The organism is Larkinella arboricola, from assembly GCF_003259745.1.
Classification (GTDB): Bacteria; Bacteroidota; Bacteroidia; order Cytophagales; family Spirosomataceae; genus Larkinella; species Larkinella arboricola.
Genome location: NZ_QLMC01000005.1, coordinates 609518 through 622243, shown reverse-complemented (window position 1 = coordinate 622243; position 12726 = coordinate 609518). Strand labels below are relative to the sequence as shown.

Genomic DNA, 12726 nt, shown 5'->3' with positions numbered 1-12726 from the left:
GAGTTAGTGGTTGTTTATAGCCCTCCACTTGGCTCATTGTTGCACCGTAAAATCCAGCTTTTCTCCTTCCGCTACTTCCTTCGGCTGTTTAAACCGTTGCTTTCCACCTCCCTGGAGTTCAACCTGACGAAGCCGTATTTTGCCGTTCAGCACCGTCAGCGATACGCGGTTTAGGGCTGCCTCCGGCGCAATCGTGCACGTTCCCCAGGCCGACCCGTTCGACCAGAAATACGTGCCCGGGCGGTCCGTAAAGGTCATTGATTCCGAGACGCCGGAGTACCGAAACCCGCTCCAGGCCAGAACGGTATTCCAACTGGTCATCGAACGGGCGTAGTGATGTCCGCATTCGGGTTCATTGAACGGGTTGCGCTTGCGGCCATCGAAGCGGTCGCGGATGCTTTTCAGGCATTTCAGGGCGTTTTCCGTCTGGCCTTCGTAGAGCATTCCGACGGCGGCAGTGTATTCAAAACCGGTCATGGATTCGGCAAAATACGGAAAGGGCACCTTCAACCGGCCCTTCGGCCAGCTGGCCATCAGCAGGCCCGCTTCGTCGCCCATCACATACGACCGCATGTTGTTGAAATGATCGGAGAAATTGTCCAGGTAATTGTATTTCATCACGCTTTGCAGCGTTTTCTGGATATGTTCCGGTTTGGCCAGATAGCCCAGCCCCAGCACATGGGCCATCATCTGCCCCACCAACTGATCGACCAGACAGCCTTTGCCCAACTGGTAATCCGGCACGGCCACGTTCGGGTTATGTTCCCAATCCAGAAAGGCAAACGTTTTCGGGTCGGTAATTTTGTGTTCGTAGTATTCGCCGTTGAACAGGTTCTGGTCCATCCAGACGCTACCTTTCTGGTATAAGTCCAGGCATTTCTGGGCCAGCGCCTTGTCCTTCATGGCCGTTGCCATTTCGGCGGTGGCTTTCAGGGCGGCCAGATACCAGAACCCCATCTGCGGATTGGGGCCAAAATAATCGACATCCATCGTATTGTGCTGCCGCCCTTCCATCACGCCGTCCTGGTTACCGTCCCAGCCACCCGGAACCCAGGCGTAGCTCATCACGCGTTTTACCGGCTCCCAGTTTTTGCGTAGAAACTCCGGATTGCCCGAAAGTTGCCAGTCGCGGTAGAACTTCAGCACTGTTCCCATCTGCCCGTCGGCGGCTGCGTTATTCCAGTCCTGCGCTTTCGACAGCGGCAGCATCACCCGGAAACTCATCTTCCCGGCTGGGTTGGTGGCATAATTAAACTCAATATCCCGCATCGACTGCGACAAATCCGCAAACAGGAATGCCGTGGCCTGTTCGTAATTCCAGACGTGCGTACACGAACCAAAGCAGGAACCATTCTCATCAAAAACACCCTCCCACCCCATCAGGTGGCCGCTCGGAATCCGGAAAACCGTCTGCGAACGCAGCGTCGCCAGGTTAAACAAAGCCGCTTCCTTGATCACATCCGGGTACGTACTCGCCAGAAACGCATTGACAAACTGGAGGGTTTTCTGTTCCAGAGCCGGTAAACGCGGGAGCGCCCTGGTCATCACATCCCAGGCGTCAGCATACTGGGTCGCGTAATAATTGCCGACGGTATTCTGCCCCGGCTGCAACGAATACGACGACCAGGCCGGACGGTTCGGAAAACGCCAGGTGATAAAAAATGAATACGTCTGGGTCTGGCCCGGTGCAATGGTTTTCTGAACGGCCAGGGACGCCAGCGGATCGTCGTCCTCCAGTTTGTCTTTTTCCGTCAACTGGCCGTCGGCACTGAAATCGTCCCAGAAATCGAGCATGGCATTTTCCCAGTCGTTGGACCGCGACGAGGTGCGGTAACTGACACCGGAGGAACTGTTGGTCGTCAGGGCGATGGTACCCCAGGCCGGGTCCTGCCGGTTGACGCTGTCGGAGTACATATAAATGCCCCGAAAACCGTCGCCCGCCTTATAAACGTTTTGGTTCTTTCTGGCCCCCAGCGGAATCACATCGCCTTTCCAGTCTTTGCGGTACTGGCTGCCGTCTTTCCCGATAAAATTGCGCATCGAACCGCAAACCGCCACCGTCAACGGTTCTTTTCCGGTATTGGTTACTTCGTACGCCAGCACGGCCATCGGGATGCCGCTCGCATCGGCATCGCCCGGCACGAACGGGTTAAAGCCTTTGATTTTTACTGTTATCGGCATTTTCGGGTCCGAGAGGTTTACCTGGCCCAGCGGATAAGTCGCATCAAACGATGCTTCGGCAAAACGCGGAAAACCGTGCTGATTGACCGGGCGGCCTTCGTAGTGGAGGTATTCGGCGGGGTCCAGCGGCCCCAGTAAGGCTTTGGTTACGGGTTTGCCGTTGGCGGGCTTCACATGGATGGCAAAAAACGGCGCGTTGTTGCCTACGGTGACGGTACTGAACCCCTTGGCGGGTTTGTTCATAATTTCCCAGTCGCGCAGTTCGCCCCGGCCCCCCAGCGAAACCGTGCCGGTGCCAATTCCGCCCAGCGGCAGGGCAATGTTGTAAAGATGCGCGTTGTCGTAGTGTTTTAAGACGGGCCAGGGCGCGGGTTGCCACTGCGACCAAACCGGCTGAGCAGCCAGCAGAAAGACAAAGAGTAGATAACTGTAAGAACGCGTCATTGGGTCAGGAAGTTAAGTCCTGACAAAGGTACAAAAGACACTACATCGACGGATATCACCGTACGCAAGACCATTCCCTTTCTGAACGCCTTTACCCGGCGAACAAATTATTTTCCGCTTTACGCGCCCGCTCGAGCAGTTCTTTCACCGAATGGTTTTCGGCCTGTAGCCGCCGGGAAATCTGCCGCATGAAGGCAGCCAGCGCTTCCTGATCGACAGGACCCGGCGCCTTGCTCATATCAACAAAGACGGCATTTAGCGTAAATAAAAGGTGTTGCAGACAGTCATCTATCTCCTGAACGGTATCCGGGTCCAGAATTGTATCCCTTAACACATCCAGTTCATGATAAAGATCGAAGGATTCCTGAACGTGCTTACTCCACACGGGATTAAACAAGGAATCAGCCTGAGAACCGGACATAGTGTATTGAATCGACGTTTCCATTTGTTAGCGAGCCCCGTATAGGATTAACTTTAATTACACGGAACCAATCATATAGTATCAAATCCGGCCTGCTTTTTTAGCACGAGCGGCCGGTTATCAGAGCTGAATACCCACCAGTTCATCCACGATCTTTAGCAATTCACGCGGATGAAACGGTTTCGACAAATACGCATCAGCCGCATAGGTGGCCGTAAGGCTCTGATTCAGGATAGCCAGATCAATGGAGACAGCGACAATGGCAATGGGTTCCCCCAGTAATTGCCGGGCTTCCCGAATCACCTCTCTCCCATCCCCGCTGGGCAAGTGCATGTCTGCTACCAGTACATCGGGCTTATGCTGGTGCAGCAGTTGAATGGCCTGCTGCACATCGGCGGCCTGATAAATGGCATAACCGGCCTTCTGCAAAGCATCGACCATTATTTTTCGTTGTGAAGACTGATCTTCAACAACCAGTACCGACTTTTTCATTCAATGTGTAGGGAAAAGAGTTAATGCCGGACGGATAGGCAATTCTAACTAGAATATACCGCACAAATACCACGCCATTCGCTAAAGAAAGTTTGTATATGGTCGCCAAGAGCGGCTTTTCGCCGTTATTGATAGAAAACCATCTAAAACAGGTCCAGTAGTAGTTACCGGCTACCGGCTTCTTTTAGTCATATTCCCAATCAGAAAACACCATGCGTCCGCTCTTCTCTCTGTTTATCGTTGGTTTGTTAAGTGTTGGAAGCCTGCTGATGGCTTTCTTTCCGGCCCCTACCGTACAACCAGACCCCGTACCGGGCGCATCGGTCCCGGCCAACAAGCGGGTGGTGTTTATTGCGGGGGGATGCAGCCACGGCGCGGGCGAACACGAACACAAAGCGGGTTGTCTGTTGCTGGCCAAACGGCTCAAACAAGCCGTCCCGACGTTAGAAACGGAAGTTTTTGCGGGCTGGCCCACTGCTCCGAACGCATTCGATGGGGCCGCTGCGGTGGTGATTTACGGCGACGGCGGTGACAGCCACATGGTTCTCAAGCACCTGGAGTCGGTCAATGCACTCATGAAAAAAGGCGTCGGACTGGTCTGCATTCATTATGCCGTAGAAGTGCCTAAAGGACAAGCGGGAAATTACTTTCTGGATTGGCTCGGCGGGTACTTTGAAACGTACTGGTCGGTCAACCCCGTATGGACGGCCGAATACCGGAGCTTGCCCAAACACGCCATCACCAGCGGGGTGAAGCCCTTCACGATCAACGACGAGTGGTATTACCACATGCGTTTCCGGAAGAATATGGAGGGGGTGACGCCCATTCTGACCACGGTTCCGCCCGCTTCCACCCTGGAGCGGAAAGACGGTCCGCACGAAGGCAACCCGGCCGTTCGGGCCGAAGCCGGGCAACCCCAGCACATGGCCTGGTGTCGGGAGCGACCCGATGGCGGTCGTGGTTTTGGCATTACCGGCGGGCATTACCATCGCGTCTGGACCGACGATAACGTCCGGAAGCTGGTCCTGAACGCCATTAGCTGGGTGGCCAAAGCCGATGTTCCGGCGGGCGGCCTAGCGTCGTCCAAACCCACTCAGGAAGAAATGGGCCAAAATCTGTGCCCGCACTGAGCACTGCCATTCACAATTCTTTACATAAACGATTCCTGACTCTAACGATTCCTGACTCTGATGAGATTTTCTCTTTTCTGCACACTCCTGGCCGGAGCCCTGCTGACGGGTTTTATGGCACCGTCTCCGCAGAAAGCGGTTTCGCTTTTTGACGGCAAAACGTTTCGTGGCTGGGAAGGCGACACCCTCAAAACCTGGCGAATCGAGGACGGTGCACTGGTGGGCGGCTCGCTGACGGAAACCGTACCTAAAAACGACTTTCTGTGTACAACGCGCGAATACGCCAACTTTATCCTGCGCGTCAAATTCAAGCTGCTCGGCACCGACGGTTTTGTCAATACCGGTGTTCAGTTCCGCAGCAAACGGCTTACCAACCCGGCCCACGAAATGACGGGCTATCAGGCCGATCTGGGCGACGGTTACTGGGCCAGTCTGTACGACGAATCGCGCCGGAACAAAACGCTGGTCAAGCCCGACTCGGTACTGATCGCCAAAATTCTGAAGCGCAACGACTGGAACGATTACGAAATCCGGGCCGAAAACCGGCGCATCCGGCTGTACCTGAACGGCAAACAGACCATCGACTATACTGAACCGGACCAGACCATCCCGCAAACGGGCCTGATCGGTTTGCAGATTCACGGCGGAGGCAAGGCACTGGTCTACTACAAGGATCTCATGCTGGAAGAACTCCGGTAAGTTTGAAAAATCAGCCCTCAACCTTTTGGATTGGGGGCTGATGAGGTTTACGAAAGCCGGATGGTGTGCTCAAATGGCGTGAAGCCGGTCAGGTAAACCGTGGGCGCGTCCATCGGCGGCAAAGCACCCCGCAGCACGACGCCTTTATGCAGCGCCTTTCCCGGTCCGAACGTAAGGGTATCTTTCCCGACGGTATACGAACCGGAATCTCCGCTCAGCAGGTGGGCATTGGCCCGGGTAGGGTGTTTGGTAACCCCCGCCAGCGTACCGCCCGGTCGGAAAATCAGTTCCAGCGACACCGGTACGTTGTCGGTTCCGGTAATCGCAATCTGAGCCTCCATCCCACTGCTGGTTTCCCGAATCGTCACCTTTGCCTCATACCGTTGAATTTCAGTTTGCTTTCGCTTCGCGTGGGGCATTTTTTCCCAATCGCCCTCCGGATCGATCTCGTTTTTGGCAACGGGTTGGTAATAAGGCCCAACCAGCGACTGCGTTAACACCCAGCTATTGTCCTGCTGCTCGATTTTGGCCGTCTGAAACTGACCTTTCCCAAAAAAGGAAGCCGACAACCGAATGCCCTGCAAGACGGCTTCGCCCTTCGAAAACGTCATCCAGACCGGATTGGCTTTCAGAATGGTGCTGTCCCAGTTGCCGCGCCGAATCCGGACCAGGCCCGAATGCGGAAACGGTTTCACATAATGGGTCGGCAACGGTTTGCTCGGCGGCAACTCCTTCCAGAACGCGGAATCTTCCAGGTAATAGTCGAGGAAATAAACGCCCTTGAGCAGAACGGTTTTCTCGATCTGCCGACACAGCGCGGCCAGTTCGCCGTTCTGGTCCCGCAGCGCCATGTACCGGGCGGGGTAATAATAGCCTTCGAGCGTACCGATTCCGGCCTTGTCCTGCCGCCCGGACGCTTCGGAAACCACCTCGCCGTTCGGGTGAATGTAGTAGAACGTCATGGCCAGGTTTCTCCGCACAAATTCCAGCAGTTCGGGTTTGTTCATCCCCCGCGCAATTGTAATCAGCAGACGGTCGGTCAGGGGCGAGTAAATCAGCGTACTGCGTTCGTTATACTGCCCGTCCTCATCCATGTCGATGTGTTCGCCCAGCCACTGTTCGATGCGGTTTACATACCGTTTGTCGGGCCAGAGCGCGTTTAGTTTGGTCAGAGCCGCCGACACCACCCAGCGGTGATTCGGGGTGTGAATGCCGCCCACCGTCAGGGCCTCGCCCGCCCGTTGCAGAAACGTTTTAAGATTCGGCAAAACCGTCTCCAGACCCGGCGCTCCGGACCGGTTCAGCAGCGTATACGCCGTGGTTAACCGCTTGACGAGAAAACCGGTGTCGGGCGTCGAGTGAAAGTTGGTCGAAGGCAGGTCGATGGTGCCGTCCGAATGCTGGATTTTGAGCAGATACTGCATCGCCAGCGCTGTCTCATTAAGCAGTTCTTTCGAACGGTAAAACGACGATTCGGGGCAGGAAATGGCGCAGGCACATCGCCGGACAAAATCGCCGGTCGACTGGGCATTCGGAATATCCTCGCCATCTTTTATCCCGCCAAAAGCCGGATCACCGGATTCCTTCACCCGATACGCCCGGACTCTCCCGATCTGTTCATCGTTGGCCTTGATTATCTCCACCAGCCAGGCGGGTTTGGTGTCGGGGGCAACCCCAAAAGGACGGGCCAGACTGGCCGTTGTTAAAGCAGGCAAACCGCAAAGCGACACGGAGCCGATGCGCATAAATGTTCTCCGATCCATCTATACTTTCTTGGGATCAGGGTGAATCCAGGGTTTACGGTATTCGCGGGAGAGTTTGGCGGTAGCTTCCTTATCACCAACCACCTCGCGTTTCTTCGGATCGTAGACCATGGGCCGTTTGAGTTCCATCGACAGGTTCGCCAGAATGCAGCTCGCCGTCGAGATGTGTCCTTCTTCAATATCGGCAACCGGGCGGCTGTTTTTTTCGATGGCCGACAGAAAATCGAGCATGTGCAGCCGCGTGGCCGGGGCCGCGTTCAGTTCGATGCGTTCTTCGGTATTGTCCTCCGGATATTTTTCTTTTTCGTACACAACATCCTTGTGGATTTTCTCGCCTTTGCCCTGCGGAATAAAATCGTAGGCCATTGTGCTGGCCCAGAGCGTTCCCTTGTCGCCATAAAGCGTAAACGACCACGGATAATCGGGGTTGTTAGGCGTTCCCCAGGTGCGGTGCTGCCAGACGCAGTTCAGTTCGGGGTATTCAAAAACCGCCGACTGCGTATCGGAAATATTGGATTTTCCTTCTTTCTGCACGTAAATACCGCCCTCGGAACTGATGCGCTCCGGCCAGCCGAGTTTGAGCATCCAGCGCACGGTATCGAACATATGGATGCACATATCGCCCATAATACCGTTGCCGTATTCCTTGAAGGTGCGCCACCAGCGGATGTGCGGCAAACCGTCGTACGGACGCATCGGGGCCGGTCCGGTCCACATTTCGTAGTCCAGGAAAGCCGGAACGGGCTCAGCCGGCGGATTGCCGTTGGCCCGCATGTGGAAATAACAGCACATTTCGACGTGCGACACTTTGCCCAGTAACCCCGCGTCAACGATGTTCTTTTTGGCGTCAATCAGGTGCGGGGTGCTTTTGCGCTGCGTACCCACCTGCACCACTTTGTTGTATTTTCGGGCAGCCGCTACCATCGCTTCCCCTTCCATGACATCGACACTGATGGGCTTCTGCACGTACACGTGCGCCCCGGATTTAACGGCTTCGATGGCCTGAAGCGCGTGCCAGTGGTCGGGTGTACCGATGAGAACGATATCCAGTTTATTTTCCGAGAGCAGTTTCCGGTAGTCGCCGTAGAGTTTAGGCACTTTGCCCGATTTCTGCCGCTGGCTGACCAGTTTACCGGCCGCTTCCAGTTGATTTTTATCGACGTCGCAAAGCGCCACCACGTCAACGGGTGCCACCTGAATAAGCCGGAACAAGTCACTTTTGCCGTACCAGCCAGTTCCGATCAGGCCAACGCGCCAGGTTTTCCCCTGATGCAACATATCCATCCCCTGGGCACCGAAGGCAGAAAGTGCGAGCGATGCCGTAGCGCCCTGGAGGAACTGACGACGGTTGATGTTAAAAAGATCCATTTATGTAAAGATTTCGGCCTGTAGATGCCGGGGTTTTTAAGTTTTGCATGTTCCTACTTTGCCTGTAAAGTACAAAACTTTAAAAATCTACCAACGCAGAAAAACGTAACTTTTTCCACCAAGGTTACTATCCGATGGGTAGACCCGGCCGCGAACCCGGTTTAGGATAGAAAGAACGAATCCTATTCCCGACTACAAACCATGAAGATCATTCTAAACCTCTTTACTGTTCTGTTGCTGATTCCTAGCGTTGTCCGGGCGCAGGTTGATCACATCGGTGCCCAGGCTACCCTGCCCGATCACCCGCGCATCCTGCTCCTGAAAGGCGAAGAAGATGCGATCAAACGCACCATCGGCGCCGATAAAGCATGGGCGAAATTACACGGTATTATTCTGGCCGAATGCGATGCGCTGATGGAGGTCCCCCCAATCGAACGGATTCAGATTGGGCGACGCCTGCTGGGCAAATCCCGCGAGGGCCTGCGCCGACTGTTTTTTCTGAGTTACGGCTGGCGCATGACCCGGCAGGAAAATTACCTCCGTCGGGCAGAAAAAGAACTGCTCGCCATCTCGGCGTTCAGCGACTGGAATCCGTCGCATTTTCTGGACGTGGGCGAAATGACGATGGCCGTTGCGCTGGGGTACGACTGGCTGTATGACGGTTTACCCGAATCGTCGCGGACGGCAATCAAAACAGCGATTCTGAAAAAAGGGATTGAACCCTCGCTTGATCCGAAGTATAATAGCTGGCTGAGAACGACCAACAACTGGAATCAGGTCTGTAATGCAGGCATGGTATACGGTGCGCTGGCCATTTTTGAAGACCAGCCCGAACTGGGCAAAAAAATCGTCAACCGCGCACTCGAATCGGTGGTTATTTCGATGGCCGAATACAGCCCGGACGGTGCCTACCCCGAAGGCTACAGTTACTGGGGCTACGGAACAAGTTTTAATGTCATGCTCATCAGTGCGCTGGAAAAAGCGTTCGGGAAGGATTTTGGCCTGTCGGCCCAGCCGGGATTTCTGAAAACCGCAGGATATATGGAAAACATGACCGGCCCCTCCGGCCTTCCGTTTAATTATTCCGATGCCGGGAGCGGGGTCGGTCTTGAACCGGCCATGTTCTGGTTTGCCGCCCGCCAGAAAGACCCTTCGCTGCTGTGGGTTGAGCGCAGCCATCTGTTGAACGATGAGGCTCAGCAATTGATCAAAAACCGGTTGCTGCCCGCCACCATGCTCTGGAGCGCCGGGGTGAGCACGGCGGCTATGAAGGAGCCGAAAGCGCTGATGTGGACGGGCGGAGGAAAAACACCAGTGGCGATGATGCGGTCGTCCTGGACCGACCCGGCGGCTGTGTACGTGGGCTTCAAAGGAGGTAGTCCTTCGGCGAGCCACGCGCACATGGATGTGGGCTCGTTTATAATGGAAGCCGACGAGGTTCGCTGGGCAATGGATTTCGGGATGCAGGACTACGAATCGCTGGAATCCAAGAAAGTGGATTTATGGAACAAGAACCAGAATTCGCAGCGCTGGCAGGTGTTCCGGTACAACAACTTTGTCCACAATACCCTGACAATCAACAATGCGATGCAGGTGGTAAACGGCCAGGCACCCATCACGGCGGTTTCAAAAACACCCGCTTTTATGAATGCCGTGACGGATATGACCGAGCTTTATGCCGAATCAGTTCAGAAAGCCGTGCGGGGCATTGCGCTGGTGGATAAAAGCTACGTCGTCGTGCGGGATGAACTCGAAAACAAAGCCGCTCCAACCACCGTACGCTGGACCATGCTGACACCGACTGACGTAAAAATTCTCGGCAACAACAAAGCCGAGCTGACCAAAGACGGCAAGAAGCTGGTGCTGGAAGTGCGGGAACCGGCCAATGTGGTCCTGAAAACCTGGACAACCGAGTCCCCCAACGAATACGACGCCCCCAACCCCGGCACGGTCCGCGTCGGTTTCGAAATACCGGTTGCGGCCAGTGCCAAAACGGCGCTAACGGTGTTGCTCATTCCCCAGAAAGCCGAAAAGCTGGGCAAAAAAGCCGTTGAACCGCTGGCGAAATGGCCGAAGTAGTTCCGAAATGAACGGTTTCGGGCTTGCAGCGGACCAACCCGCAAAAGCAGGCACTGCAAGCCCGAAACCGCACTGCCGCAAACCGTTTATCATCCGGACAGTTATTGATTATAAACCATTCCTTAATCAATCGTCCTGATGAAAACCGCTGGATTCCTGCTACTGGTGCTGCTAGCAGTCGGGTGTAAAAACGAGAATACCCCTAAAGCCCTGAAAGAAGTGGCCGTCCGGAAAGACGGGGCCGACGGCCTGATTGTGTCTGTAGCCCTGGTAGACGAAAATGGTGACCCGACCAGTGCCACCGGTCTGCTGCTGGTACAGGTTCAGGGGATTTCCGCCCAGGATACGGTTTTTACGGTGACGGAGATGGACACGGCCCTAACCGAAGCCAGCTTTCGTCCGCTCACGTTTGGTGCCGGTTCGATGGAGAAAAAAATGCTGGGTTTTGAAACGGGCCGGATTCTTTACCAAACCGCCACGTATCGTAAAACCAATAAAAAAGGTCTTTTGCAGGTTGCATTTAAACCGGAAGGTGGCCCGGTACTTCGGCAAACCGTCACCTACGAACTTTAGGGTTCTAAGTAAATTTTAAGGCCATATTTAGATAGGCTTAAGGACTGGAATACAGTTTTGGTCGTGAAACAACCCGATGAATCATGACTGTCCATCTGTTCTTTATCCGGTCCCTTCATCCGCGCCCGTCCCGCTTTGCCATTTACTACAACCAGTTCGGAAAACCGTCGCGAAAAAGCCCCCGACCCAATCGTCCCGACTGGCTGGTGATCTTCACCTTTGTTATCATCGCCCTGACAATTCTGTTCAGTTAAGCGCCGTAACGTTCTGTAAGCTAGACCATAAAGACCAAGCGAAAAAATTTCCACAAATCCAGCCGATACGATTGTTTCTATAAACAAATATAATTATAATTGCATACGCAAGCAACACAAGAATTGTTTTAGGTGCTTCTGCCACTCATCAGACTGACACTACATACCGTATGTCAGAACAGCGGCCCGGTAACAAAATAAATTTATCCATCAAAAAGCTAACATCCATGACTAACGCGATTTACACCCACGAAGGCACCGACGTAACCGTTAAACTGGGAAATTACAAGAATGGCAGGCTGACCATTCAACTCATGGAAAAATCGCTTAACCTCCCTTACTGCCGGATCAGCATTAATCTGGCGGATGCCCCTTGTCCTGACGGGTACGCGTACATTAAAAATTATTCAGAAAATGCTGGCATGGATAACTGGCTTATTCAGAACGGTATTGTATCCAGACCGGTCCAGTATGTGACGGATTTCAACGGTCAGCTTGTTCCTTTAGTGAAGGTTCTGATTGGAGAAAAGCAAGGCCATCTGAGAAAAGCCTCCAGAGCTTCATTCCGGCGGGCTGTTGATACCATCTCTCCAGCATCGCCATTCGTTCTTCCCGTTTAGCCGGATTACTGACGGCCTGCCTTACAGTTTTGCCCCTGTTGAAGCAGGCCGATCTGGCAAACAGCACCGTTTCTGGAAGGATTTCTGTCCAGATCGGGCCTGTTGCCGGTTAGCGCATACCATCTGAAAACACAAAACTCCGGCAAACGCCGGAGCCTGTGCTCAACCAACCTATGATGAGAGGCAAAAGCCTTCACAGTTATAGAGACCAGTGAGCACCAGAAATCACCGTTTTTTCTGAACTATTTTTCAATTATCCGGAAAAACCGTCTTATTCTCTGAAATTGTGACGATTCGCCGTCTTTAGTTTAGACAAACAGACCGATAAGCGGTAGTCAGGGGCGGGCGGGTTTGCAGGAATACCGTTTTTATTTCGGTCTTACTACCGTCCGATACTTCAATCCGGTATATACCGTCTTCCAGATGATTGAGGTCAAACCGAATGGTCGATGATTCATTGTCTCGGCCCAGGTTCAGAACCGTCAGCGTCTCCCCCATCTGATTCAGCAGCCGGATGTTGACTTTACTGTTTTTAGCTTTCTTAATATTCACACTGATCTTCATGTTGTTAGCAGCCGGATAAACCGCTAAACGAAAGGAAGATTTCGCTTCAGGGGCGTCCTGGCTATTATCAGCAAAACAAACGGAAATCATCCCTAAAAGTAAGGTGAGGAAAGCGGAGGCAACTAGTTTTTTCATCGT

The 12726-nt window shown here is 53.8% G+C and carries 12 protein-coding genes; 6 read left to right on the top strand and 6 right to left on the bottom strand.

Translation table 11 applies throughout. The annotated features are described in order from the left end of the window. Nucleotides 1–33: 33 nt before the first annotated feature. From LX87_RS21815 to LX87_RS21805, 3 genes are all read right to left on the bottom strand, one after another. Nucleotides 34–2625, bottom strand: coding sequence for a GH116 family glycosyl-hydrolase (locus tag LX87_RS21815; RefSeq protein ID WP_111630377.1), 2592 nt, complete (start codon nucleotides 2623–2625; stop codon nucleotides 34–36). A 91-nt stretch (nucleotides 2626–2716) separates the two neighbouring features. After that, entirely contained in the window at nucleotides 2717–3070 is a 354-nt protein-coding gene (locus LX87_RS21810; protein WP_111630376.1) for a hypothetical protein, read from the bottom strand. 96 nt (nucleotides 3071–3166) lie between these two features. Beyond that, on the bottom strand, nucleotides 3167–3538 hold the full coding sequence (locus LX87_RS21805; protein ID WP_111630375.1) for a response regulator: 372 nt from the start codon (nucleotides 3536–3538) through the stop codon (nucleotides 3167–3169). Nucleotides 3539–3750: 212 nt separating this feature from the next. Here LX87_RS21805 and LX87_RS21800 point away from each other — a divergent pair, with 212 nt between their 5' ends. Beyond that, nucleotides 3751–4668: a ThuA domain-containing protein gene (locus LX87_RS21800; protein ID WP_111630374.1), complete on the top strand. Its 918-nt coding sequence runs from the start codon at nucleotides 3751–3753 to the stop codon at nucleotides 4666–4668. 60 nt (nucleotides 4669–4728) lie between these two features. Then, entirely contained in the window at nucleotides 4729–5367 is a 639-nt protein-coding gene (locus tag LX87_RS21795; RefSeq protein WP_111630373.1) for a 3-keto-disaccharide hydrolase, read from the top strand. Between the two features lie 47 nt (nucleotides 5368–5414). Here the strand turns inward: LX87_RS21795 and LX87_RS21790 are convergent, their stop codons facing one another. After that, nucleotides 5415–7130: a hypothetical protein gene (locus LX87_RS21790; RefSeq protein WP_111630372.1), complete on the bottom strand. Its 1716-nt coding sequence runs from the start codon at nucleotides 7128–7130 to the stop codon at nucleotides 5415–5417. Further along, complete coding sequence (locus LX87_RS21785) at nucleotides 7131–8498, bottom strand: Gfo/Idh/MocA family protein (RefSeq protein WP_111630371.1); 1368 nt, start codon at nucleotides 8496–8498, stop codon at nucleotides 7131–7133. Nucleotides 8499–8699: 201 nt separating this feature from the next. Between LX87_RS21785 and LX87_RS21780 the strand changes: the two genes are divergently transcribed. From LX87_RS21780 to LX87_RS21770, 4 genes are all read left to right on the top strand, one after another. Further along, the gene (locus tag LX87_RS21780) at nucleotides 8700–10577 is read left to right on the top strand and encodes a heparinase II/III domain-containing protein (protein ID WP_111630370.1); all 1878 of its coding nucleotides are present in this window, start codon (nucleotides 8700–8702) and stop codon (nucleotides 10575–10577) included. Between the two features lie 138 nt (nucleotides 10578–10715). Continuing rightward, nucleotides 10716–11150, top strand: a complete 435-nt coding sequence (locus LX87_RS21775; protein ID WP_111630369.1) for a hypothetical protein — start codon at nucleotides 10716–10718, stop codon at nucleotides 11148–11150. Between the two features lie 83 nt (nucleotides 11151–11233). Next, nucleotides 11234–11404, top strand: coding sequence for a hypothetical protein (locus tag LX87_RS28885; RefSeq protein ID WP_170139418.1), 171 nt, complete (start codon nucleotides 11234–11236; stop codon nucleotides 11402–11404). A gap of 227 nt (nucleotides 11405–11631) precedes the next feature. Further along, nucleotides 11632–12024, top strand: a complete 393-nt coding sequence (locus LX87_RS21770; RefSeq protein ID WP_111630368.1) for a hypothetical protein — start codon at nucleotides 11632–11634, stop codon at nucleotides 12022–12024. 303 nt (nucleotides 12025–12327) lie between these two features. On the opposite strand, the gene LX87_RS21765 is transcribed toward LX87_RS21770, so the two are convergent. Continuing rightward, entirely contained in the window at nucleotides 12328–12723 is a 396-nt protein-coding gene (locus LX87_RS21765; RefSeq protein WP_111630367.1) for a T9SS type A sorting domain-containing protein, read from the bottom strand. Nucleotides 12724–12726 lie beyond the last annotated feature (3 nt).

What these genes read in the sequence shown, in the direction of transcription:
- LX87_RS21815 (WP_111630377.1), bottom strand. Translation starts at nt 2,625, where the DNA reads ATGACGCGTTCTTACAGTTATCTACTCTTTGTCTTTCTGCTGGCTGCT.
- LX87_RS21810 (WP_111630376.1), bottom strand. Translation starts at nt 3,070, where the DNA reads ATGGAAACGTCGATTCAATACACTATGTCCGGTTCTCAGGCTGATTCC.
- LX87_RS21805 (WP_111630375.1), bottom strand. Translation starts at nt 3,538, where the DNA reads ATGAAAAAGTCGGTACTGGTTGTTGAAGATCAGTCTTCACAACGAAAA.
- LX87_RS21800 (WP_111630374.1), top strand. Translation starts at nt 3,751, where the DNA reads ATGCGTCCGCTCTTCTCTCTGTTTATCGTTGGTTTGTTAAGTGTTGGA.
- LX87_RS21795 (WP_111630373.1), top strand. Translation starts at nt 4,729, where the DNA reads ATGAGATTTTCTCTTTTCTGCACACTCCTGGCCGGAGCCCTGCTGACG.
- LX87_RS21790 (WP_111630372.1), bottom strand. Translation starts at nt 7,130, where the DNA reads ATGGATCGGAGAACATTTATGCGCATCGGCTCCGTGTCGCTTTGCGGT.
- LX87_RS21785 (WP_111630371.1), bottom strand. Translation starts at nt 8,498, where the DNA reads ATGGATCTTTTTAACATCAACCGTCGTCAGTTCCTCCAGGGCGCTACG.
- LX87_RS21780 (WP_111630370.1), top strand. Translation starts at nt 8,700, where the DNA reads ATGAAGATCATTCTAAACCTCTTTACTGTTCTGTTGCTGATTCCTAGC.
- LX87_RS21775 (WP_111630369.1), top strand. Translation starts at nt 10,716, where the DNA reads ATGAAAACCGCTGGATTCCTGCTACTGGTGCTGCTAGCAGTCGGGTGT.
- LX87_RS28885 (WP_170139418.1), top strand. Translation starts at nt 11,234, where the DNA reads ATGACTGTCCATCTGTTCTTTATCCGGTCCCTTCATCCGCGCCCGTCC.
- LX87_RS21770 (WP_111630368.1), top strand. Translation starts at nt 11,632, where the DNA reads ATGACTAACGCGATTTACACCCACGAAGGCACCGACGTAACCGTTAAA.
- LX87_RS21765 (WP_111630367.1), bottom strand. Translation starts at nt 12,723, where the DNA reads ATGAAAAAACTAGTTGCCTCCGCTTTCCTCACCTTACTTTTAGGGATG.